This is a genomic window from Rhodanobacter sp. FW106-HT46G03 (assembly GCF_058789895.1).
This window is the reverse complement of sequence record NZ_JBYTCC010000001.1, coordinates 3,438,455-3,460,055: the sequence shown is the minus strand read 5'-3', so window position 1 is coordinate 3,460,055 and position 21,601 is coordinate 3,438,455. Positions and strand designations below refer to the sequence as shown.

At 65.6% G+C, this 21,601-nt stretch carries 26 protein-coding genes; 20 read left to right on the top strand and 6 right to left on the bottom strand.

Features of this window, described 5'->3' with window-relative positions; genetic code table 11:
- Positions 1–14 precede the first annotated feature (14 nt).
- The 6 genes from AC3WP6_RS15455 to AC3WP6_RS15430 all read left to right on the top strand — a co-directional run bounded on the left by AC3WP6_RS15455 (position 15) and on the right by AC3WP6_RS15430 (position 2,896).
- Positions 15–497 (top strand): chemotaxis protein CheW, encoded by a 483-nt coding sequence (locus AC3WP6_RS15455; RefSeq protein WP_492628504.1) that lies wholly within the window; start codon positions 15–17, stop codon positions 495–497.
- The gene (locus tag AC3WP6_RS15450; RefSeq protein WP_492628503.1) at positions 487–843 is read left to right on the top strand and encodes a DUF2802 domain-containing protein; all 357 of its coding nucleotides are present in this window, start codon (positions 487–489) and stop codon (positions 841–843) included. Before AC3WP6_RS15455 ends, AC3WP6_RS15450 begins: the two co-directional genes overlap by 11 nt.
- 259 nt (positions 844–1,102) lie before the next feature.
- Positions 1,103–1,450 carry a hypothetical protein gene (locus tag AC3WP6_RS15445; RefSeq protein ID WP_492628502.1) on the top strand — a complete coding sequence of 116 codons (348 nt, stop codon included), beginning with the start codon at positions 1,103–1,105 and terminating at the stop codon, positions 1,448–1,450.
- 67 nt (positions 1,451–1,517) lie between these two features.
- Positions 1,518–1,877, top strand: a complete 360-nt coding sequence (locus tag AC3WP6_RS15440) for a hypothetical protein (RefSeq protein WP_492628501.1) — start codon at positions 1,518–1,520, stop codon at positions 1,875–1,877.
- Positions 1,878–2,044: 167 nt separating this feature from the next.
- The gene (locus tag AC3WP6_RS15435; protein ID WP_492628500.1) at positions 2,045–2,392 is read left to right on the top strand and encodes a hypothetical protein; all 348 of its coding nucleotides are present in this window, start codon (positions 2,045–2,047) and stop codon (positions 2,390–2,392) included.
- 222 nt (positions 2,393–2,614) lie between these two features.
- Complete coding sequence (locus tag AC3WP6_RS15430) at positions 2,615–2,896, top strand: hypothetical protein (protein WP_492628499.1); 282 nt, start codon at positions 2,615–2,617, stop codon at positions 2,894–2,896.
- Positions 2,897–3,091: 195 nt separating this feature from the next.
- Here AC3WP6_RS15430 and dbpA read toward each other — a convergent pair whose 3' ends face one another.
- The 4 genes from dbpA to fliK form a co-directional block, all read right to left on the bottom strand.
- Complete coding sequence (gene dbpA, locus AC3WP6_RS15425) at positions 3,092–4,468, bottom strand: ATP-dependent RNA helicase DbpA (protein WP_492628498.1); 1,377 nt, start codon at positions 4,466–4,468, stop codon at positions 3,092–3,094.
- A complete protein-coding gene (locus tag AC3WP6_RS15420) occupies positions 4,465–4,689 on the bottom strand; it encodes a transposase family protein (RefSeq protein WP_492628497.1) in 225 nt (74 codons plus the stop codon). Before AC3WP6_RS15420 ends, dbpA begins: the two co-directional genes overlap by 4 nt.
- Before the next feature lie 149 nt (positions 4,690–4,838).
- Entirely contained in the window at positions 4,839–5,093 is a 255-nt protein-coding gene (locus AC3WP6_RS15415) for a flagellar biosynthesis protein (RefSeq protein ID WP_492628496.1), read from the bottom strand.
- The gene (fliK, locus tag AC3WP6_RS15410) at positions 5,093–6,241 is read right to left on the bottom strand and encodes a flagellar hook-length control protein FliK (RefSeq protein WP_492628495.1); all 1,149 of its coding nucleotides are present in this window, start codon (positions 6,239–6,241) and stop codon (positions 5,093–5,095) included. Before fliK ends, AC3WP6_RS15415 begins: the two co-directional genes overlap by 1 nt.
- A 291-nt stretch (positions 6,242–6,532) precedes the next feature.
- On the opposite strand from fliK, the gene AC3WP6_RS15405 reads away from it, so the two are divergent.
- The 12 genes from AC3WP6_RS15405 to AC3WP6_RS15350 all read left to right on the top strand — a co-directional run bounded on the left by AC3WP6_RS15405 (position 6,533) and on the right by AC3WP6_RS15350 (position 18,134).
- Positions 6,533–6,847: an STAS domain-containing protein gene (locus AC3WP6_RS15405; protein ID WP_492628494.1), complete on the top strand. Its 315-nt coding sequence runs from the start codon at positions 6,533–6,535 to the stop codon at positions 6,845–6,847.
- Positions 6,848–6,861: 14 nt separating this feature from the next.
- Positions 6,862–7,224 (top strand): response regulator, encoded by a 363-nt coding sequence (locus AC3WP6_RS15400; protein WP_492628493.1) that lies wholly within the window; start codon positions 6,862–6,864, stop codon positions 7,222–7,224.
- Positions 7,225–7,234: 10 nt separating this feature from the next.
- Positions 7,235–9,250, top strand: a complete 2,016-nt coding sequence (locus AC3WP6_RS15395) for a chemotaxis protein CheA (RefSeq protein ID WP_492628492.1) — start codon at positions 7,235–7,237, stop codon at positions 9,248–9,250.
- 199 nt (positions 9,251–9,449) lie between these two features.
- The gene (locus AC3WP6_RS15390) at positions 9,450–11,192 is read left to right on the top strand and encodes a methyl-accepting chemotaxis protein (protein WP_492628491.1); all 1,743 of its coding nucleotides are present in this window, start codon (positions 9,450–9,452) and stop codon (positions 11,190–11,192) included.
- A gap of 87 nt (positions 11,193–11,279) precedes the next feature.
- Positions 11,280–11,501: a hypothetical protein gene (locus AC3WP6_RS15385; RefSeq protein ID WP_492628490.1), complete on the top strand. Its 222-nt coding sequence runs from the start codon at positions 11,280–11,282 to the stop codon at positions 11,499–11,501.
- Between the two features lie 81 nt (positions 11,502–11,582).
- The gene (locus tag AC3WP6_RS15380; protein ID WP_492628489.1) at positions 11,583–12,089 is read left to right on the top strand and encodes a chemotaxis protein CheW; all 507 of its coding nucleotides are present in this window, start codon (positions 11,583–11,585) and stop codon (positions 12,087–12,089) included.
- A 15-nt stretch (positions 12,090–12,104) separates the two neighbouring features.
- Positions 12,105–13,832, top strand: coding sequence for a methyl-accepting chemotaxis protein (locus AC3WP6_RS15375; protein WP_492628488.1), 1,728 nt, complete (start codon positions 12,105–12,107; stop codon positions 13,830–13,832).
- A 92-nt stretch (positions 13,833–13,924) separates the two neighbouring features.
- Positions 13,925–14,812 carry a CheR family methyltransferase gene (locus AC3WP6_RS15370; RefSeq protein ID WP_492628487.1) on the top strand — a complete coding sequence of 296 codons (888 nt, stop codon included), beginning with the start codon at positions 13,925–13,927 and terminating at the stop codon, positions 14,810–14,812.
- Complete coding sequence (cheD, locus tag AC3WP6_RS15365; RefSeq protein WP_492628486.1) at positions 14,809–15,462, top strand: chemoreceptor glutamine deamidase CheD; 654 nt, start codon at positions 14,809–14,811, stop codon at positions 15,460–15,462. The genes AC3WP6_RS15370 and cheD overlap by 4 nt, the downstream gene beginning before the upstream one ends.
- Positions 15,463–15,526: 64 nt before the next feature.
- Positions 15,527–16,618 (top strand): protein-glutamate methylesterase/protein-glutamine glutaminase, encoded by a 1,092-nt coding sequence (locus AC3WP6_RS15360; protein WP_492628485.1) that lies wholly within the window; start codon positions 15,527–15,529, stop codon positions 16,616–16,618.
- A gap of 17 nt (positions 16,619–16,635) precedes the next feature.
- Positions 16,636–17,820: a methyl-accepting chemotaxis protein gene (locus AC3WP6_RS15355; protein ID WP_492628484.1), complete on the top strand. Its 1,185-nt coding sequence runs from the start codon at positions 16,636–16,638 to the stop codon at positions 17,818–17,820.
- A gap of 14 nt (positions 17,821–17,834) precedes the next feature.
- On the top strand, positions 17,835–18,134 hold the full coding sequence (locus tag AC3WP6_RS15350) for an STAS domain-containing protein (RefSeq protein WP_492628483.1): 300 nt from the start codon (positions 17,835–17,837) through the stop codon (positions 18,132–18,134).
- A gap of 302 nt (positions 18,135–18,436) precedes the next feature.
- On the opposite strand, the gene AC3WP6_RS15345 is transcribed toward AC3WP6_RS15350, so the two are convergent.
- Complete coding sequence (locus AC3WP6_RS15345) at positions 18,437–18,856, bottom strand: DoxX family protein (RefSeq protein ID WP_492628482.1); 420 nt, start codon at positions 18,854–18,856, stop codon at positions 18,437–18,439.
- A 330-nt stretch (positions 18,857–19,186) separates the two neighbouring features.
- Between AC3WP6_RS15345 and AC3WP6_RS15340 the strand changes: the two genes are divergently transcribed.
- Complete coding sequence (locus AC3WP6_RS15340; RefSeq protein WP_492628481.1) at positions 19,187–20,101, top strand: LysR family transcriptional regulator; 915 nt, start codon at positions 19,187–19,189, stop codon at positions 20,099–20,101.
- 325 nt (positions 20,102–20,426) lie between these two features.
- Here the strand turns inward: AC3WP6_RS15340 and AC3WP6_RS15335 are convergent, their stop codons facing one another.
- Positions 20,427–20,783 (bottom strand): hypothetical protein, encoded by a 357-nt coding sequence (locus AC3WP6_RS15335; RefSeq protein ID WP_492628480.1) that lies wholly within the window; start codon positions 20,781–20,783, stop codon positions 20,427–20,429.
- A 393-nt stretch (positions 20,784–21,176) separates the two neighbouring features.
- On the opposite strand from AC3WP6_RS15335, the gene AC3WP6_RS15330 reads away from it, so the two are divergent.
- A complete protein-coding gene (locus tag AC3WP6_RS15330) occupies positions 21,177–21,527 on the top strand; it encodes a hypothetical protein (RefSeq protein WP_492628479.1) in 351 nt (116 codons plus the stop codon).
- Positions 21,528–21,601 lie beyond the last annotated feature (74 nt).

Genomic DNA, 21,601 nt, shown 5'->3' with positions numbered 1-21,601 from the left:
GGGAGGTTCGCCGCATGAATGCCGTGGTCAGCAAACCCGTTGCCCATGCCGGGCAGTGGTTGACGTTTCGTATCGGCGCCCAGCTCTATGCCGCGCAGTTGGCCGAGGTGAGCGAGGTGATCCGCGACGGCAGCCTGACGCCGGTGCCCGGCGCCAGCCCCGACATGCTCGGCGTGCGCCAGTTGCGCGGGCGCATCGTGCCGGTGATGGACGGCCGCCTGCGGCTGGGGCTGGCGCAGGCCGACCCCGCGCCCGATCCGGTCAGCGTGCGCATCGTGCTGCTGGTGCAGGGCGGCCAGACCTTCGGCCTCAAGGTGGACGCCATCGGCGAGCTGGTGGACAGCACCGGCATCGACATCGCCCCGCCGCCCACCGGCCGCGCCCCGCGTGCCGACGACCCGGTCAGCGGCGTGCTGGCCTGGCAAGGCGGGTTCATCGCGCTGCTCGATGCGCGCCGCCTGTGCCGCATGGATGCGGAGGACGCCGATGCCGCGTGATCTCGCATGGCTGATCGCGTTCGGCGTGCTGCTGTTGCTCGCCGTGCTGCAAACCGTCGTGCTGTTGCGGCTGTGGCGCCGTACCGGCCAGCTGCAGGCGCGCCTCGATGCGCTGACGCAAAACGCCGCCGGCGCCAACGTGCCCGCCGCGGCACTGGCGGCCACCCTCGACCGGCTCGAACGCCAGTTGAACACCGCCCAGCAAACCCCGCCGCCCGGCCGCTCCTGGGAACTCGCCCAGCAACTCGCCCGTGAAGGCGCCGACGCCGAACAACTCGTCACCCGTTGCGGCTTGTCGCGGGATGAGGCGAATTTGCTGCTCAAGATGCACGCCACGGGCGCGTAATGCGCAGCGTGCGCGGTATTACCACCGCCGCTGCGCCAGCATTGCGCGTTACCGCCGCGTTCCGTCCGTGATAACCCATGGCACTCGATAGGCCGGATAACAGAGGCAATGCTACGCAAGCACCGTGTGGATCGCATCGCACAAGTGATTGATCCAGCGTGGGGTTTGGTTGATTGACAAGACCATCGCCCAGTTCCACGATCGCGTTACTGCCTCTGATCGGAGGCAGAAATGTAGTTAGCCTTTATTTGGAGCTGTCGTGAATCTTCAGGATTTCATACGTACCGCCCTCACTGACATCGTCGTTGGCGTCGCGGAGGCGAGCAGCTCTGCAAACGGGCACGGTGCAAGCATCGGTTCCATGAAGCTTTACGGTTGGACCAAGGAGAATAAGATTCTTACCGATGAAGGTGGTCATCCTGTTGCCACTGTTGAATTCGACATTGCCCTGACTGAAGCCAACTCTAAAGACACAAAAGGCGGCATCGGCGTGTATTTAGGGGCGGTTGGTCTTGGTTCGCAAGGTGCCTCACATGGCGAGGCATCCGTCCATTCACGCATCAAGTTTTCAGTCCCAATCGTCTTGCCAGCAGCAAAGCGAGGCTAACAACTCATCCAAGCGGACGGCTTCGCCGCCGCTTAATTCAAGCGTTAGCTTGTAAGGGGGATTTTGCATGGCATCCAACAGCCCGGTCAGCGCATCAAGCGCTACTTACCGAAAAGTAGTCAACAGAGTCGCCAAAGAACTTCATGAGCCGCCTCATCATTCGCGGTATCCCAGCGATGATTTCGACCGTGGCGCAAGTCTCATTGACGCAAAGGCAAAGACGCGGGCTCTTCAATGGTACAAACGCGGCATAAGGCGCGGCTTTATAGAGGCGTGCGATGCTTTGCTTGATGGCCAGCTTGAATTAAAAGGCAAAACACTCCTCTGCCCACCAGAGGTTGTTATTTCGATCCGGGTCAAGCTCAAAGGTAGTCCGTGGAAAAAGCATTCAGTCAAGTTTTCCGCGGAAGATCTTGAGTTCAAGTAAAAAGCTAACTATTCGTTCAAGGCGGACGCCTCCGGCGCCGCTTAACTCCAGCGTTAGGCGCAAGAAACAGGGGGTAATGAAATGTTGATTACTTGTCCGGAGTGCAAGAAGGAGTACTCCAGCGAGGCGAAAGCTTGCGTACATTGCGGTGCCAAAACCCCAAGCGAATGAGCGGTGCCGGCAAGTTTGGGGTTGTTGTACTCGTCTTGGTGGGGCTCTTTGTCGCCTTCCTCGTCATCGGCAATATGAGTTACCAATCGTCCGGTGGCTCCATCACAACCGAGCAGCTCTGTTCGCAATCTGCCGAGGCCGCGCACTACATCGCCGCAATGAGCGCAAGTCCGGGCGACGTCGTGCGGGTCACAGACCAAGCCATTGCAGATCGCAAGTACCCGGAGCTCGGCGACAAGGTTGTTGCCTCAATCGGGGGTGTTGTCGCAACGAGCATGGGCACGCGCACTCCCGATCAAATCAGTGCGGGCGTTCGCAGCACTTGTGAGCGCAACGCGCAATGAGGCGCTTGCGCCTAACAACTCGGTCAAGCGGACGGCGTTCCGCCGCCGCTTACCTCGGGCGTTATGTTGCAAGCCGGAAGGTTCGCAACGTTTAGGAAAGCTAAACACAAATGTTTACATGCAACCTGCATCGATGTACGATCTTGCCTTCACTCAAACGCAAGAGGCGCAGGTATGGCAAGGCAGGTGTCGACGACTTCGTTCGATCCACTCGGGCAGGTCATGAAAACCGTGGTTGAAGGCTTCAAGATGACCACGGCGGCAATCCAAGAGCTCCGCGACCAACAGGCGGGTCTTGAACAAAAACTTCAACAGCAAGCGAGAGCTGCGTATCACGGTATGACCGGCAGCGGTAAGTCTAGGTATACGGCAGAGCTCGTAAAAATTGAGAGCAGTAGCAATCCGCGTGGCGCGCAAGCTCGCGTTGCTGAGACCCTTGGTGTAACCCCTGGTCGCATCACGCAGCTTCTGAACTCCGATAAAAACCGCAAGAACGGCAAATAATTGCCGGTCGCACTTTGCTGCCTCCGAAAAAGGTGCCGAAAAAGGTGCCACGAAAAAGGTGCCAGGGACAATGCACAGTCCATGCGGGATCGGGTAGCTGGAATCGGGTGGGGCGATGCGTGTACCGGCGCGCCGGCGTGCGTGCGATGGCGCGATGTGGCGGCCGATGGTTGCGCCTTGGTGGCGACGGATCGCTTACCCCAGCGGTCGCACGCGGAAATGACGGCCCTTGATTTTGCCGGCACGCAAGCCTTCCAGTGCCTTGTTGGCCAACGCACGGGTGATCGCCACGTAGGCGCGGGTGGCGAAGATGTCGATCTTGCCGATGTCTTTTGCGGCCAGCCCGGCGTCGCCGGTGAGGGCGCCGAGGATGTCGCCGGGGCGGAGTTTGTCTTGCCGGCCGGCGTCGATCACCAGGGTTTTCATCGGCGCCAGGTGCAGGGTCTTGCCGCGCGGCGGCGCGAGTTTCAGCGGGCGCCATGGTAGCGGCGTGCCGTTCAATGCCTCGATGTTTGCCGCCTTGGGCCGCTCGCGCGGGGTGCACAGGGTGATCGCCAGCCCGGCCTGACCGGCGCGGCCGGTGCGACCGATGCGATGGGTGTGGGTTTCCGGGTCGTGCGCGATGTCGTAGCTGACGACCAGCGGCAGCGCCACGATGTCCAGCCCGCGTGCGGCGACGTCGGTGGCCACCAGCACCGCGCAGCTGTGGTTGGCAAAACGCACCAGCACTTCGTCGCGGTCGCGCTGTTCCATGTCGCCGTGCAGGGCCAGGGCGGAGAAGCCGCGGCGGTCGAGCTCCTGTGCCACCGCATCCACCTCGCGGCGCATGTTGCAGAACACCAGTGCCTGTTCGGCGTGGCCGCTCAACACTTGGCTCAGCGCGTCGAGTTTCTGCGCCGGGTCGACTTCGTGGAAACGTTGCTCGATCGCCGGCTTCTTGTCGGCCGGAGCTTCTACCGTCACTACCACCGGATCGTTCTGCACGCGCTGGCTGACCGCGCGGATTTCGTCCGGGTAGGTGGCCGAGAACAGCAGGGTCTGATGATGTTTGGCGATGCGCCCGATGATGTCGTCGATGGCTTCGGTGAAGCCCATGTCGAGCATGCGGTCGGCCTCGTCCAGCACCAGCACCTTGATCCCGCCGCCGTGCAGGCTTCCGCGTTTCAGGTGTTCCTGCACGCGGCCGGGTGTGCCCACCACGATGTGCGGATCGTGCGTCAGCGAGGCCAGTTGCGGCCCCAGCGGCATGCCGCCGCACAGGGTCAGCAGTTTCACGTTGGGGATGTTGGCGGCCAGCTTGCGGATCGCCTTGCTGACCTGGTCGGCCAGTTCGCGGGTGGGGCACAGCACCAGCGCCTGCAGCCGGATCGTGTCCACGTCGATCGCCTGCAGCAGGCCGAGGCCAAACGCGGCGGTCTTGCCGCTGCCGGTCTGTGCCTGCGCGATCACGTCGCGGCCGTCCAGCATCGGCGGCAGGCTTTGTGTCTGCACCGGAGTCATTGCGGCGTAGCCGAGCGTTTCGACGCTGGCGAGCAGCGCGGGTTTGATCGGGAGCGTACTGAAGGAAGTCATGCGTGGATGATTGCCTTGTACGGGAAGAAGTTCAGGTGCTTCCAGCGGCGCGCCAGACGGCCATGGATGGGCTGGTCGGCGGCGCCGCAGGCCGGGCAAGCCAGTCGCTTCGCCGCATTCTCAACGGCGAACACGATGTGGGTGGCTGCCTGTTGGAGGCCGACGTGGGCCACGCGCCACGGCGCGGCGAGCCGGCGGGTTTGAGTGAAGAGGCTTTCCATCTCGCCAGCCTGCCTGCTGCGGGGTGGCTACCGCAAGATCGGCGGCGTGTCACCCATACTGGACGCGCGCGAGTCTTTGTGGAGGCGGCCCGGCATCTCGCCCACGACGGGACCACCCCACTGCTGAAGATTCGCGCGACCAGTGCCGCTCAGTGATGATCTTCGGCCGCGTCATACACCGCCGCCAGCACCGAGGCGGCGGCGGCGTAGAGCAGTACGGGGACGTCGTCGCGCAGGCGCAGGCCGGCGAGCAGGGCGGCGATTTGCGGGTCGGGATGCAGGGGGATGCCTTGCGCGGCGGCGCGGGCGCGCAGGGCGGCGAGCGATTCGGCCGGCATCGGCTTGAGCAAACCGTCGCTTTCCAGGCGCAGGCTGACGCGACGGGTGGGGGTGGGCGTGGCCATCAGGCGGTGGCTCGCAACAGCACTGCGCTGTAGCCGCCGCGCGCTTCGGGCAGACCGAGCTGGCAGCTCAGCTGGTCGAGCAACACGCCGCAGGCGGCGAGGCGTTCGCGCAGCGCGGTGAATTGGCGTTCGAGGCGTTCCACGGTGTCGGCGCGGTCGGCCCACAGGCGCACCGCCAGGCGCAGTTCGCGCAGCTGCAGCTCACCTTGCACCGGGCCCAGCGCCGGCAGGTCGAGCGCAAAACCGAGGTTCCAGCCGTGGCCACCGTCCGGGTCGCTGCGGGCGTATTCGAGCTGCAGTTGCAGCACGTCGCTGCCATCCTCGCCTTGCAGGGGGATCTCGATCATCCACGCCGGAATGGGGCTGGTACTGGCTTGCAGTTGTGCCACTTCGGTGCGCGCCAGCGCGGCCTTGGCGTCGCCTTGCAGGCGGTCGAGCAGCAGGCCGATATCCTCCCCCACCAGCGGCAGCGCGGCACGTGCCTGGGCCTGCATGCCACGCTGCAGCATCGGCGGCGGGGTATCACCGCGGGCGGCCACGGCGGGCAGCGGCGCCGCGCGTTCACCCAGCACGTTCACTACGCGCAGCAGCGCGCCTTTCCAATCCTCCTGGATCGGCGGCAGCGGAGCATCGTGCGGGTTGGCCAGGCGCGATTCGAGAAACAGGCCGCTGCGCAGGATGGCTTCCCGCAAGCCCTCGCCGCTGGTGACATCGGCCGCGGTGCGCAAGGCTTGATCGAGCTGTGCCAGCGCCACGCGCACCGCGGGGGAAAGCTGGCGCAGTGCCGGCCGTTGCGCCAGCGCCGCCAGGGTTGCCAGGAGCGGCGCGTAGCCGTTCTGCAGCGGCAGGCGTTCGCGCAGGCCTTGCTGCAGTGCCGAGTCGGCGCCGAGCGGCACCAATATCTGCAGTTGCGGTTGCTCGCCGAGCGTTTGCACCCGCACGTTGAAAGCGTCGGGCAACGGCAATTGCATGCCCACGACATCGGCCTCCACGGTCAACGCGCCCACTTGCAGCACCTGCAGCCCATTCGGGCCAACGCCAAGCGGGCGCGCCGTCAGTTCACTGCCGATGCGCCAGCTTTGCGCGGTGCTGCCGGCGGCCGCGCCGGCCCAGGTGAGGGCGGCAAGGCTGGTCGGCTGAATGATCACGGGGATGTCCGGCGCGATGAGGCTCGCATGAGAGGGTGTCAGGCAGGTTGTCGGCGGCACCGAGCGCAACTTTAGAGCGCGCGGGCGGGAAGGGGGAATCAGGCGGGTATGCGGTATCCGCCATCCCGGCGGAGTCGGCTGACCTCCCGCGTGCGGGGCCGGGGGACTCGCCGCGAGCTGCTGTTCCGAATCTCCCACCCCGTATCTCGCATCCGGCCCCACGGGCTAAAGCGCACGCGGCTGGTGCCGATAAGCCTCCTGCAGTGAAAACGGCGCAAGCGGAGCGGATGCATGGGCGGCAGGCGGGCAACAAAACAGGGCGGCATGGTGACGGTGAGCCTGCCGGCGGATTGCCGGATTGGCGCGCAGGTGGCCGTGCATGCCGAGCTGGTGGCAGCCGTGCAGGCCAGCGCGGTGGCGCTCGACGGCACGCGGGTGGAACGCGTGGATACCGCGGCGCTGCAGCAGCTTTGGCTGTTTGCGCGCGCGCTGGAAAAACACGGTGGCGCGTTGACCTGGAAAGGCGCCAGCCAGGCATTGGAAGAGGCCGCGGCAACACTGGGCCTGACGACGATTCTGCAATTGCCGGCCCAGCAGCCGGCTTGAACCGAGGTAGCAGCATGGCAAAGATTCTCGCGGTAGACGATTCGGCTTCGATGCGCGGCATGGTCGCGTTCACCTTGCGCGGTGCGGGCCACGAAGTGACTGAGGCGGAAGACGGCCAAAAAGCGCTGGATGCCGCCGGCGCCGGCAAGTTCGACCTGGTGCTGGCGGACGTCAACATGCCGGTGATGGATGGCATCACGATGGTGAAGCAGCTGCGCACCAAGGCCGACTACCAGGGGGTACCGATCCTGATGCTGACCACCGAGTCGGACACCAACAAAAAGATGGAAGGCAAGGCCGCCGGTGCCACCGGCTGGCTGGTCAAACCGTTCGACCCGGACAAGCTCCTGGCCACGGTCAATCGCGTACTGGGCTGAGGACGGCGGCATGGGCACGGTTGATCTCACCCAGTTTCACCAGACCTTTTTTGCCGAAAGCATGGAAGGCCTGGACGGCATGGAAGCGGCGTTGCTGGAGCTCGATGCCGGGTCGACCGACCACGAGCTGGTGCACACCATTTTTCGCGCGGCGCACTCGATCAAGGGCGGCGCCGCCACCTTCGGCTTTGCCGACGTGGCCGCGTTTACCCACGTGGCCGAATCGCTGCTGGAAGAAGTGCGCAGCGAGCGGCGGCCGGTCACCTCCGACTTGATCGACTTGTTGCTGCGCTCGGTCGATTGCCTGCGCACCATGCTGGATCACACCAGCCAGGGGCGGCCGGCCGCGGACGAAAACAGCGAAGCGCTGCGCGCCGAGCTGGCGCACCTGGTGGAAACCGGCACGGGAGTGGCCGCAGCGGCCCCGGTGGCCGCTTCCGCCCCGGTGACGGTGGCGGCTGCCGGCTGGAAGATCCACTTCACGGCGCACCCGTCGTTGCTGCAAACCGGCAACGACCCGGTACGCGTGTTCCACGAGCTGAAACAGCTCGGCGAGCTGCAGGTGCTGCGCGTCTTCACCGTGGACGCCGTGCCGGATGAGTTTGCCGCGCTCGACCCCACCCAGTGCTATCTCGGCTGGGAGCTCACGCTCAGTGGCAACGTCGAGCGCGCCGCCGTGGATGGCGTGTTCGAGTGGCTGGATGGCGACTGCGAGCTGGCGATCGAGCCACTTGGCGCGCCAGCGGCGGCTCCCGCTCCGGCCACCGCGGCGCCGGTCGCGCTGCTGCCGCCGCACCCGGTGCCTGCCGCCGCAGTCAATGGCGTCAGCGGCCACGCGGCCGATGCCGGCTCGATCCGCGTCGGCATCGACAAGGTGGATGCGCTGATCAACATGATGGGCGAGCTGGTCATTACCCAATCCATGCTCAGCGACATCGGCGCGAACTTCGAGCCCTCGCAGCTCGAACGCCTGCGCGAGGGCCTGCAGCAGCTGGAGCGCACCACGCGCGAGCTGCAGGAAAGCGTGATGCGCATCCGCATGCTGCCGATCGCCACCGTGTTCAACCGTTTCCCGCGCATGGTGCGCGACCTCGAGCGCAAGCTCGGCAAGCAGGTCAAGCTGGAAATGCACGGCGAGCAGACCGAGCTGGACAAGACGGTGCTGGAAAAGATCGGCGACCCGATGGTGCACCTGGTGCGCAATGCCATCGACCACGGGCTGGAAACGCCGGACAAGCGGCGCGCGGCGGGCAAGGCCGACACCGGCACGCTGACGCTTGATGCGCACCATGAAGGCGGCAACATCATCGTGCGCATCAGCGACGACGGCGCCGGTTTGAACCACGCGGCGATCGTCGCCAAGGCGGTCGAGCGCGGGTTGGTCAGCCCCGGCCACGACTTGAACGACGACGAGATCGCCGAGCTGATTTTCCAGCCGGGGTTTTCCACCTCGGCCAAGGCCACCGATTTGTCAGGGCGCGGCGTGGGCATGGATGTCGTGCGCCGCAACGTGCGCGATCTCGGCGGCAGCGTGAGCGTGAAAAGTGTGGCCGGACAGGGCAGCACCTTCACCATCGCGCTGCCGCTGACCCTGGCCATCATCGACGGCCTGGTCACCACCGTGGGCAACGAGCGCTACATCGTGCCGCTGATCTCGGTGGTGGAGTCGCTGCGGCTCAAACCCGAGGCGGTGCGTCGCATTGCCAGTGGCAATGAGGTGTTCCATTTCCGCGACGAATACCTGCCGATCATGCGCCTGCATCGCGCCTTTGGTTGCGCCAACGCGGTGCGCGAGATCGAGCGCGGCATCGTGGTGGTGGTGGAGGACGAGGGCCAGCGTGTCGGCATTCTGGTGGATGAGTTGCTCGGCCAGCAGCAAGCCGTCATCAAGTCGCTGGAAAAGCACTATCGCAAGGTCGTGGGCGTGTCCGGCGCCACCATTCTGGGTGACGGCTCGGTCGCGCTGATCGTTGATGTGGGTGGGGTGGTAAGGCTCGGGCGGCGCAGCGAGCAAGCTGCGGCCTGAGGGCGACAAGCCCGGGTGCGGCGCACGCCGTGCCCGGATGTCGGCACCGTCGGATGCGCGTCCGGGGTGCTTGGGAACCTGGTCACGGAACCCGGCCAGTCCCGCCGCACGCGTTTCCACCGCGTGCGCTCCAAGGGGACAACACGCGCTGTTTGACCTGACCGGCGCCGCCGGCCGGGCACTGCACCTGGGGTGCGTCATGATTTTCGGTATCCATCGTTTTTTTGATCGGCTCAGCCTGAATGCGCGGGTGATCCTCGCGATCGTCGTGGTCGTGCTGGGCTTGGTCGCGCTCACCGTGATGAGCGCCCTGCAAAACCGCCGCGCGCAAACGGCCGGGCTGGAACACCAGCTCGCCAGTCAGGTGGAGTCGGCCGTTGCGGTGGCCAAGTCCTACGACGAGCGCGCGCAAAAAGGCGAGTTCAGTCAGGCCGAAGCGCGGAAGCACGCGCTGGCGCAGGTGCTGCAGATGCGCTGGGACAAGGGCAGCGGCTACGTCTTTGTGTTTGGCGACGATTACGCGTTGCTCTCGCACCCGGTGATGACCGACAAGATCGGCACCAGCGTGAAGGACATGACGGACCAGAAGGGCCAGTTCATTTTCCAGTCGATGCACAACATCGACGCCAAGGATGGCAGCGGCATCACCCACTACGACTGGCTGAAACCCACCACCAAGAAAGTGGTGGGCAAGGTGACCTACAGCGAGCTGTACCGGCCGTGGCATATGCACTTTGCCGCCGGCGCCTACTACGACGACGTCGACGCCACGTTCTACCACAACCTCAAGGTGGACCTGGCGTGGGCCGCGCTGTTGGCGCTCCTGGTCACCGGCGTGGTGGGCCTGTCGATCCAGAGCATCAAGCGCGGGGTGGGCGGCGAGCCGCGCGACGGCCTCCATATCCTCGGCTGCATGGCGCATGGCGAGCTGGCGATTGAAGGCGCGGACGCCCTGCACTTCTTGCCCGGCAGCATGCTGCACTCCGTGCGCGAGTTGCGGCACAAGTTGATCGAGACGGTGGGCTACGTGCAAAACGGTGCCAATGCGGTGTCGAGCGCCGCCGGCGAGATCGCCAAGGGCAACGACGATCTTTCGCAGCGCACGCAGGAGCAGGCATCCAGCCTGGAAGAAACCGCGGCGTCGATGGAACAAATGACGGCAACGGTAAAGCAGAACGCGGCCAACGCCGGACAGGCCGATCAGCTGGCGCGCGGGGCGCGCGAGCAGGCCGAGCGTGGTGGCGAAGTGGCCGGCAAGGCGGTGGCGGCAATGGGCGAGATCAGCGCATCGAGCAAGAAAATCGCCGACATCGTGAACCTGATCGACGAGATCGCCTTCCAGACCAACCTGCTCTCCTTGAACGCCGCGGTGGAAGCCGCGCGTGCCGGCGAGCAGGGCCGCGGGTTTGCGGTGGTGGCCGGCGAGGTGCGCAACCTCTCGCAGCGCAGCGCGGAGGCGGCGAAGGAGATCAAGGCGCTGATCAAGGACAGCGTGACCAAGGTCGAAGCTGGCAGCGCGCTGGTGAACGAATCGGGCGCGGCGTTGAAGGGCATCGTCGAGAGCGTCAAGAAGGTGACCGACATCGTGGCCGAGATTGCGGCGGCCAGTCAGGAGCAGTCCAGCGGCATCGACCAGGTGAACCGCGCGGTGATGCAGATGGATGAAGTCACCCAGCAAAACGCGGCGCTGGTCGAGGAAGCCTCGGCCGCTGCACAGGCGATGCAGGAGCAGGCCGCCGAGCTCAAGCAGCAGATGGCTTTCTTCCGGCTGACCAGCGACGCTGCCGAACCACCGCCGGCCGCGGTCACGATCAAGCCGACGCCGGTTGCCCGCCGCGCGCCGCGTCCATCCGCCTCGCGCGAGCTGGCAAGACCCGCGCACGCCACGCGCCCGGCGGAGCTGCTCAAGGCAGGTTCCGCCGGCGGGTGGACGGAGTTCTAGAAGCGTCGGCGGCAGGACCGGCCGGCGAGGCAAGGCCGGCTGTTTTGAGCCGGCCTGCGTCCCGGTCGGCGGGCCCATGGTGGTTCCATGGGCCACAGCGGCAATTCGAAGCGCCGGTATCCCGATGCCGGCCATGCGGTTGACGATGCCGGGTCGCCGCATGCCACCACCGGCATCGACGGGCGGCACCGCCAAAACCCCAACAACGTGTGGCTGCGCAATCCCCGGTCAACCGCTGGTGGCGATGGGCAGCGGCAACAAACCGGGTGCGTGGGGCGCGTGGTCGCCCTGATCGCGCACCTGGGGTAACCGCGACTCAAGTCGCGCCACCCGGCGCCGATACCGTCCTCGTCACAGGCGTCCAGCGATGCCCATCACGAGGTAGGTTCCATGAACGAAAACAAGCCCGGCGCCGCCGCCACCGTGCAGCAGCTTACTTTCAGCCTTGCGGGCGAGGAGTACGGCGTCGACATTCTTGCGGTGCGCGAAATCCGTGGCTGGTCGCGCGTCACCCGCATCCCGCAGGCGCCGCCGCACGTGCTGGGCGTGCTCAACCTGCGCGGCGCCGTGGTGCCGGTGATGGATTTGCGCCTGCGTTTTGGCATCGAGCGCGCGGAATACGGCGTCAACACGGTGATGATCGTGGTGGCCGTCGAAGACCGCCTGTTCGGCATCGTGGTGGATGCGGTATCCGACGTGATCGACATCGACCCGGCGGCCATCAAGCCGGTGCCCGACATGGGCGCCATTGTCGATACGCGCTACCTGAAGGGCCTCGCCACCCATGTCGAGCGCATGGTGATGCTGCTGGATGTGGAAAAGCTGATGCGTCCGGACGAGGTGGAGTCGATCGAAGCCGCCGCCTCCGAAGTGGATGAAGTCGAAGTTGCTGCCTGAACCCGGGGATCTCTGATGAATTTCAACAAGCTGGTAACCAAGTTGGGCAAGTTTTCCGCCCTGTCGGTCAAGGCGCGGCTGGTCGGCGTGCTCGGCCTGTTGTGCGTGATGCTGATCGCCGGCGCCGCCGTGGGCCTGGGCATGATGGGCTGGCAGAACGACAACGCGCGCAAGAGCTATGAAGAGGGCATGGTGCCGGTGCAGGTGCTCGGCCAGATGCAGGTGAAGTCGCTGATGAACTTCATCGTGCTCGGCGAAGCCGCCAATGCGATCGGCAAGGCCGATCAGATCAAGCAGAAACTGGCTGACCACGACCAGATCGAGAAGGATTACGCAAGCCTGGTCGCGAAGCTGAAAGGCATCACGCTGGACCCGACGGTAGCGGAGAAATACAAGAACCTGGCGGCTTCCGAAAGCGATTACACCACCGGTCTGAAAGACGTGGTGGATGCGCTCAAACAGGGCGACGAAGGCGCGCGCGACCTGCTCGACATGGAGGTGCGCCCGGCGCTGATGATGCGCATCGACACCTTGAACAAGCTGGTCGACATGCAGGGCAAGGTGGTGGATGCGGCGTATCAGTCGCAGCTGAAGCGCTACACCGTGGTGCGCATGCTGGTGCTGATCGCGCTGCTTGCCGGGCTGGCGGTTGCCGCCGTGGTGTCGTACCTCTTGGTGCGCTCGCTGATGGGCACCCTGAAGCACCTGATGGTGGTGGCCGAGGACATTGCCGACGGCAAGCTTGGCCATCGCATCAACGTCAAGCGCCACGACGAGCTGGGCAAGTTGCTGCACGCGTTCAAGGTGATGGACGAGCGCCTGGGCACCATCGTGGGCCAGGTGCGCGAAGGCTCCGATGCGGTGTCGAGCGCGGCGCAGCAGATCGCCAAGGGCAACGACGATCTTTCGCAGCGCACGCAGGAGCAGGCATCCAGCCTGGAAGAAACCGCGGCGTCGATGGAACAAATGACGGCGACGGTGAAGCAGAACGCGGCCAACGCCGGGCAGGCCGATCAGCTGGCGCGCGGTGCGCGCGAGCAGGCCGAGCGTGGTGGCGAAGTGGCCGGCAAGGCGGTGGCGGCGATGGGCGAGATCAGCGCATCGAGCAAGAAAATCGCCGACATCGTGAACCTGATCGACGAGATCGCCTTCCAGACCAACCTGCTCTCCTTGAACGCCGCGGTGGAAGCCGCACGTGCCGGCGAACAGGGCCGCGGGTTTGCGGTGGTGGCCGGCGAGGTGCGCAACCTCTCGCAGCGCAGCGCGGAGGCGGCGAAGGAGATCAAGGCGCTGATCAAGGACAGCGTGACCAAGGTCGAAGCCGGCAGCGCGCTGGTGAACGAATCGGGCGCGGCGTTGAAGGGCATCGTCGAGAGCGTCAAGAAGGTGACCGACATCGTGGCCGAGATTGCGGCGGCCAGTCAGGAGCAGTCCAGCGGCATCGACCAAGTGAACCGCGCGGTGATGCAGATGGATGAGGTCACCCAGCAAAACGCGGCGCTGGTCGAAGAAGCCTCGGCCGCCGCGCGCGCGATGCAGGATCAGGCGGGCGAACTGGCACAGCAGGTCGGTTTCTTCCACCTGCTCGATGGCGGCGTGGCGAACGCCGAGGTGCGCGAGCAAGCGCAGCGGCAGGAAGTGGTGCGTGCGACCGAGCAGGTGATGGCGGCGGTGCGCGAAAAGCCGGCGCCGCGGCTGGTGGCGGAAACCGCCAGCGACCGCGACGCTTGGAAGGAGTTCTGAGGCGAGGCGCACGGCCGGCGCGGTTTCGTGGCGGCCGCGCCCCGGCTCAAGTCCGGCCCGGCCGAGGGCAACGCGTGGCAGGAGTTTTGAACATGCATGCATCCACGGCGCAGCGCAAAGACATCGGCGTTGCCGCCAGCCCGCTGGCCGGCGTTCTGCTCGGCGATCACGAGTTCGCGTATCTGCGCGATTTCGTCTATCAGAACCTTGGCATTGCGCTGAGCGACCAGAAGCGGCAACTGGTGCAGGGTCGTCTTGCGCGTCGGCTGCGCCAGTTGCATCTGCCCGATTACGCCGCGTATTGCGCGCTGCTGCGGGCGGATGCGGACAGCGAGCTGGGCGAGCTGGCGAGCGTCATCAGCACCAACGTCACCTCGTTTTTTCGCGAGCCGCACCACTACGAGCTCCTGGAAAAAGAGCTCTTGCCGCAATGGCTCGACCGCAAGCGCCGTGACGGCGACCGCCTGCGCATCTGGTCGGCCGGCTGCTCCTCCGGCGAAGAGCCGTACGCCATTGCCATGGTGCTGGCCGAGGCGCTGGAAACGGCCGGCGCCAAGCATCTGGACGCGAAAATCCTCGCCACCGACCTCTCACCGCAGGTGCTGGAAACCGCGCGCAACGGCGTGTATGCGGCGGACAGGCTCGGTGGCATCAGCGCCGAGCGCCGCCATCGCTGGCTGTTGCGTGGCTCCGGTGCCAACGAGGGCTACGTGCGCGTGCATCCGCGCCTGCGCGAGCTGGTCACGGTGCAGCCACTGAATCTTTTGCACGACTGGCCGATGAAGGGGTTATTCGACGCCATCTTCTGCCGCAACGTGGTGATCTATTTCGACACGCCGACAAAAAAGCGCCTGTTCAGCCGTTACGCCGCGCTGTTGCCGGCCGGCGGTTACTTGTTTCTCGGCCACTCCGAGTCGATGCACGGCATCAACGACGATTTCGAACTGGTCGGGCGTACCGCGTACCGGAAAAGAGCATGAACCAACCCGCTGTTGCCGAACGTCGCCGCTTTGTCCAACCGTTGCAGCCGCTGCCGGGGTTCGAGCATTTGCGCCGGTTCTGGGACCCCAATCAGAACTGCACGGTGGTCAAGATCCTGCCCGGCGAGTTTTACGTGAGCCGGCAAGAGGAACAGGTGGGCACCGTGCTCGGCTCCTGCATCTCGGCGTGCATCCACGACCCGGTACGCCACATCGGCGGCATGAACCATTTCATGCTGCCCGAGCCCGGGGGCACGGGCGACAGCTGGTCGTCAGCCAACGGCCGCGCGGCGCGCTATGGCTCGGAGGCGATGGAGCAGCTCATCAACGCGCTGATCAAGGCCGGCAGCCGGCGCGAGGATTTCAGCGTCAAGCTGTTCGGCGGCGGCCGCGTGCTGGCGCAAATGACCGATGTGGGCAAGCGCAACATCGATTTTGTGCATCGCTATCTCGCCACCGAGGCGCTGCATATTGCCGCCGAGGATCTGGGCGACATCTATCCGCGCCAGGTGCAGTTTTATCCGCAAAGCGGCCGCGTGCGCGTGCGCCAGCTGCGCCGCCATGGCGATGCCGAGCTGGTGCTCGGCGAGAAGAGTTATCTCAAGGCGCTGGCGAATGATCCGATACAGGGTGAGGTCGAGCTGTTTTGACGCCGGCAACCGAATTCATGGTGGCAGCTGCCGGGCATTGCGGCTGCGCAACGAAGGGTGAGTGATGGAACGAGTGCGCGTATTGGTGATCGACGACTCCGCCCTGGTGCGGAAAATGCTGTCGGCGATGCTCACCAGCGACCCGCAGATCGAGGTGGTTGGCACGGCGCCCGACCCCCTGGTGGCACGTGAAAAAATCAAGCAGCTCAGCCCCGACGTGCTCACGCTCGACGTCGAGATGCCGCGCATGGACGGCATCACGTTTCTGGAAAACCTGATGCGCCTGCGGCCGATGCCGGTGGTGATGGTATCCACCCTGACCACGGCCGGCGCCGACGTCACGCTGCGCGCGCTGGAGATGGGCGCGGTGGATTTCTTCGCCAAGCCCAACACCGACCTGGCGGCAACGTTTGGCGAAAGCGCGCAGGAGTTGTGCCTCAAGGTGAAACACGCGGCACTTGCCAGGCCGCGCCAGCGCGCCACCGTGCGCCGGCTCGAAGTGGGGCCGCGGCTCAGCGCCGATGCAGTGTTGCCGCGCGTGCATGCGCCCGGCTCGCGCGGCGGCAGCCCGATCATTGCCATTGGCGCCTCCACCGGCGGCACCGAGGCGATCCGCGTGGTGCTGGAAATGATGCCGCCGGATGCGCCGCCGATCCTGCTCACCCAGCACATCCCCGCACAGTTCAGCGGCCCGTTTGCCGAGCGCATGGACCGCTGCTCCGCGATGCGCGTGTGCGAGGCGCAGGACGGCCAGCCGATCCAGCAAGGCCACGCCTACATCGCGCCCGGCAGCCACCATTTGCTGATGATGTGGGATGGCGCAAAATTCGTCTGCCGCCTGCACGACGGCCCGCCGGTCAACCGCCATCGGCCCAGCGTGGACGTGCTGTTCCGCTCGATGGCGGCGAGTGCCGGCGCCAGTACCGTGGCCGCGCTGCTCACCGGGATGGGCGACGACGGCGCGCGCGGGTTGCTTGAGCTGCGCCAGGCCGGTGCTGCCACCGTGGTGCAGGACGAGCCCAGTTCGGTGGTGTGGGGCATGCCCGGCGCCGCGTGGAAACTCGGCGCCGCCCCCGAAATGCAATCGATCGACCACATGGCGGCGCGTTTGCTGACGCTTGCCCATCATCCCCACGTCGCGGTCAGCGACGCCTGATTTCCGGACTTCCGACCATGTCTTTGCCTTCCGATTTGCTCCCCCGCCGATGCCGCCTTGCGTGGCTCGTCAGCGCGGTGGCGTTGCTGCTGATGCTGGTGTGGCACGCCGCGTGGCTCGCGCCGCTGCTGCTGATCGCCACGGTGGCGGTGTGGGCCTACCAGGCCGGCACCGCCGTGCCGGTGGCGGCGGTGGCCAGCACGGCGCCGACCGTGAGCGCCGCACCGGTGCGTGAAGCACTGGAGGACGTGCGCAGCGCGCTGGTGGATGAGCTGGGCAGTGCCGCGCGCGAGCTGCACCAGGGGCTGGACGTGCTGCACGATGCCGTGTCCGAGTTGGGCGGCGGCTTCAATGGCCTGTCCAACAAGACCGCGCAGCAGCAATCGCTCTTGAAGCAAATCATCGAAGTGCAGGATGGCGACGTCTCGGTGCAGGATTTCGCCAAGCGCACCAGCGACCTGCTCGAACACTTCGTCGGCGTGATCGTCACCATGTCGCGCGAAAGCCTGCGCATCGTCTACCGCATCGACGGCATGGCGAAGGAAATGGATGCCGTGTTCGGTCTCTTGAAAAACGTCAATACCATTGCCGAGGAAACCAACCTCCTGGCGCTCAACGCCGCGATCGAAGCCGCGCGTGCCGGCGAGGCGGGTCGCGGGTTTGCGGTGGTGGCCGGAGAGATCCGCAACCTTGCCAGCAATTCCAACGAGCTCAACGAGCAGATCGGCAGCCACGTCGAGCGCGCGCGCGCCGCGATGGAGCAGCTCAGCGGCCTGATCGGCGCCATGGCTTCGCAGGATTTGAACGTGGCGCTGTCCGCCAAGGGCGGCATCGACGCGATGACCGCGCACGTCACCGAGACCGACGCGCGCACCAGCGCCGCCGCCGACCAGGTGGTGGAAATCAGCCGCGGCCTGACCAGCGACGTGTCCACCACTGTGCGCTCGCTGCAGTTCGAGGACATCCTGCGCCAGCTCATCGGCCAGACCCGCGAGCGGCTGACCGAGCTGCAAAACGTCACCACCGAATGCACCCGCGACATCGAGGAGCTGGCCTGCGAGCCGCTGGCCGCCGAGGCCCTGGAAGAGCGCTCGCAACGCGTGCGCAGCCGGTTGGCGGTGCAACGTGAAAAGGCGCGCCTGCGCTCACGCGGCCCGGCGCTGCAAAACTCGATGGATGCCGGCGAAATCGAATTGTTCTGAGGGGTGACAACCACATGATCGTGCACCACGACAACCAGCTCGATTGCCTCACCCTGGAAATGGGCGACCGCTTCGACTTCAGCATCCACCGCGCCTTCCGCGACGCCTGCCTGGGCGACGGCAAGCCCTCGCGCAGCTATGTGATCGACATGGGCGCCGTCACCGGAATGGACAGCTCCGCGCTCGGCATGCTGCTGCTCTTGCGCGAACACGCCGGCTCCGACCACGCCGACATCCGCATCGTCAATACCTCGCCCGAACTGCGCAAAACCCTGCGCGTCGCCGGCTTCGACAAGCTGTTCACCCTGCACTGACAGGAGGGAGCGCCGCGGGCGCAATGCCTGCCGGGATACGGGATACGGGATTGGGGATGGGGTAGAGCCGTTTGTGGCAAGCGACGGTGCTTTGCAGCCCGACAAGCATGCCGACCCACGATGGCTCTTCACCGATGACAGCACAGCCAGTGGATCTTGTTGCCCTGCGCAAGCCGAACTCGGACGTGCGGGGCCAGGTGGGCGCCGCTGTTCCGCTGGTTCGTCTCGAAGCAGTCCATACGGACCAGCGATGGTGCCGAAGCATTGTTCCTGCGCCATCGCCAGTCCGCCGGATTCCGACATCAGCCCGCTGCGGACACGGTTTTTGGCGCGTGGCGGCGTGCCAGCAAACCGTCGAGACTCCAGTCACCCGCGCCATGGGCGAAGAGCACCAGCAGTCCCCCCGCGTCGACCAGTTCGGCCATCTGGATGATCTTCTCGATGGCATTGGTCGGGTGCAGGTGGAACAGCAGTACCGTCAGCAGCGTGTAGCCTGCCAGCAGCAACGCGAACGGCCGCGTCTTCCAGCCAACCAGCAGCAATGCCCCACAGATGATTTCGGTCGCGATCGCCAATGGCAGCAGCGATCCGGGTACGCCATTCGATGCCATGTATCCGACGGTACCTGCGTACTGGCCGATCTTCTCGATGCCAGAAGGCAGGAACCATGCACCGACGAAGATGCGGGCCAACAATACTGCAGCGTTCTGAATCGATTTCATGGATGTCTCCTCTCTTGCAATGGTCATGGTGTGATTCCGTGGTGCGGCAACCGGCATGCGAGTGCGTCAGTCGAGGCCTGGACGCGCGATGGCATCCGCCCACCGGCTCTGCGTCATCGGCGGCCAGTGCCCGGATACCGTCCGTGCCGCCGATTGCGGTGCTGTCTCGTGCCGTTTTCCTCAAAGCCAACGAACCATGCGGACGAGTCTAGGTTCCAGGCACACCCAACGAAATAGAATAAATACGATTTCAACTATTCTTAAACGATGGTTGTGACAAGGCACGGTGCCGGGTCACCGAATCATGTCGTCCATCCCGTGGAACAACCCATGAAGCGATTGCCGGAACTTGAGGCGTGGGCGATCTTCGCCAAGGTTGCCGAACTCGGGGCCTTCAGCCGCGCAGCCACCGAACTGTCGCTCTCGCAAGCAACCGTGTCGAAAGCGGTCGCCCGGCTCGAGCAGCGCATCGGTGCCGCGCTGTTCCAGCGCACGTCCCGGCGACTTGCGCTTACCCTGAGTGGTCGCGCCGCGCTGGAACGCGCAACGCGGATACTTGAGGAAGGCGTGGCAGTCGAGGCCGAGATGACCGAACAGTCGGCGACCCTGCGCGGCCTGATCCGGCTGACCGCGCCCATGTCGTTTGGCATCGCACGTCTCGGCCCGCTGCTGCCGGCGTTCATGACGGCGTACCCCGACATCGAACTGGATGTCCAGCTCAATGACGAGGTCGAGGATCTGATCGCGAACCGGTACGACGTTGCGTTGCGGATTGCGAGCCTGGCGGATTCGAGCCTGCACGCACAGCGGCTGTGCGCGGTGCGCATGCTGTTGGTGGGGGCGCCAGCCTATTTCAGGCACTACGGCATGCCGCAGCGTCCGCGCGACCTTTGCCACCATCGCGTGCTGGCCTACACCTATTTGCAGGGCAGTACGGCGTGGCGATTCCATCGCAAGCACCGCGCGGAAGTCGCTGCCGCACCCGCGACGCCGCTTCGGGCCAACAACGGGGACCTATTCACGCCGGCGTTGCTGGCTGGCTTGGGGCTCGCCCTGCAGCCGGAGTTCTTGGTGTGGCAAGGACTGCACGATGGAACCTTGCAGATCGCGATGCCTGACTGGAACGTGGATCCCCTGGGCCTTTTCATCGTGACGCCGCCGATCCGGCAGCGGCCTGCGCGGGTCCAGGCGCTCATCGACTTCCTGGCGGAACGGCTTCCGCGACAACCCGGGAGCACAGGTTGAACACGCGCCGCGTCGCTCACCGCGATGGAGCCCTCACCGCCGCGCCGTGACAGCTGCGGCCAGATGGGTCTACGCGGGTCGATCGCCGCCCGCGTGGGGCGGTTCTTGCGCGACCATGCGGAAACTCTCGAGACCGGCATTCCGCCGCATCGTCACCGAGTCGTACGACGCTTCTTTCACTGCCCGATCGGGGCGCGCGTACCACTGCTGCAGGAAGTGGCTACGCGGCATCGGTTCCAGGCCAACCGAGATGAATCCCAAGCCGCAGCCTGACGGATGCGTGCCCGCGCCGATCCGGCCGGCGTCGGCGATGGCAGCGTGCGGGTTACCAGGTGCGCACGTCCACGACGCTGGCGGTGAAGCTTTCGATCTCGGGGGAGGGGCGGAACATGCGGCCGAGGTTGAAGGTGACCTTGTCGCCCGGGGCGATGTTGGAAGTGCCGGCAGGCCAGGCTTGTCGGGTCTGGATCACCTTGCCGGAGGCATCCTTGATGTCGATGCGGATCTGCGCGGCAGCGGCGGTCGCGCAGTGGTTCACCAGTTCGCCCGGCAAACTCATGCGCGCGGCTTGCACGGCCGGCTTGAAATCCATGATGGCGAAATCCGTGGGGGCGCATGTGGCGTGTGCCGCCAGCGGCGACAACAGCAGCACCGCGCACCCCATCCAGTACCGTGTTTTCATGCAAATGCCCTCGCATTGCCCTGATAGCCAAGGCATCGACCGCACGGCCGCCGGCTTGAATCGGCGGGCGGCGGGCCTGGTCAAAATGTGAACTGCGTCACCGAATGCATCGGTGACGTTCAAGCCCGCCTGCCGGGTGCCGATAGCGCTTCCGTCGAGGAACGTGGGCAATCGAAACCTCCGTGGCGGAGGGCCTGTCGCGTGCGCGAATTTCCGGCGATGCGCTGCGCCACGGTGGCTCCGTGGGGCACGCAGCAGCGGAAACCGGCACCGCACGGCGTTCGCAGCCGGGATGGTGTTTACCGCCGCCGCGTTCCTCCGGTGTCGTGGTGTTGCGCCATGGCACCGCCGCTCACTGGTTTCTCCATTGTTTTCCCCCTTGTTGGAGTCGTCATGAAAGCCCTTGTTGCCGCCGCTGTTCTGCTGCTCGCCCCGATCGCCTCGTATGCGGCCTGCGCGCCGACCGACTTCGCGATCCAGGACTTCAAGCCGGCCGTGCAATCCGCGCGCATGAACTTGCCGGGCGAGCTGGTGAACCATTGCGCCAGTGCTTCGGCAGCGCAGATCCGCATCGACATCAAGGATGCCTCCGGCAAGGTGATCCAGAGCAAGCAGGCGTGGCCGGCGGGTACCTCCAACATCGCCCCGGGCGACAAGGTCACCTTCAACCTCGGCCGCATGTTCCGTGCCACGCCGGATGCCAGCAGCTTCACCGCCAGCGTGGTCGACGTCCGCAGCTGGTAACTCCGCAGCACCCCGCCGGTCGTCAACCTCTGCGACAGGGCGGGTTCGGGAGCGCAGGCGGCAGAACCCTGCAG